This window comes from Gordonia sp. DT219 (assembly GCF_049847065.1).
Classification (GTDB): domain Bacteria; phylum Actinomycetota; class Actinomycetes; order Mycobacteriales; family Mycobacteriaceae; genus Gordonia.
The window spans coordinates 1-281 of the sequence record NZ_JBNCNR010000109.1 but is presented as its reverse complement, the minus strand read 5'-3'; the positions used below and the strand labels follow the sequence as shown (position 1 = coordinate 281).

The window sequence follows — 281 nt, the reverse complement described above, 5'->3', positions numbered from 1 at the left end:
TGGGCGGTGTGGGCAGCCCCCGGTATGAACAACCCCGACGACCCCGAGTCGCCGTCGGGTTCCGTCGAAGACGCCGACCCCGAGAAGTTGGCGGCCGCGGTCGAGCGTGACACCCGCAGCCAAGCCCAACGCAATCATGATGCGATGCAGGCCGTGTACAAACTGGCGTTGACGTCGGGGGAACTCGGCGAATCGCACCGCGGACTACCGGTGCAGCTGATCATCAAAGCCGACCTCACCGACCTGATCAACGAAACCGGCCACGGCGTCACCGCCACCAA

At 65.5% G+C, this 281-nt stretch carries 1 protein-coding gene; it reads left to right on the top strand.

The genetic code is table 11. The features are described 5' to 3' along the window. On the top strand, positions 1-281 hold a 281-nt coding region (locus ACPXB3_RS22635), incomplete at both ends, for a DUF222 domain-containing protein (protein ID WP_425729897.1).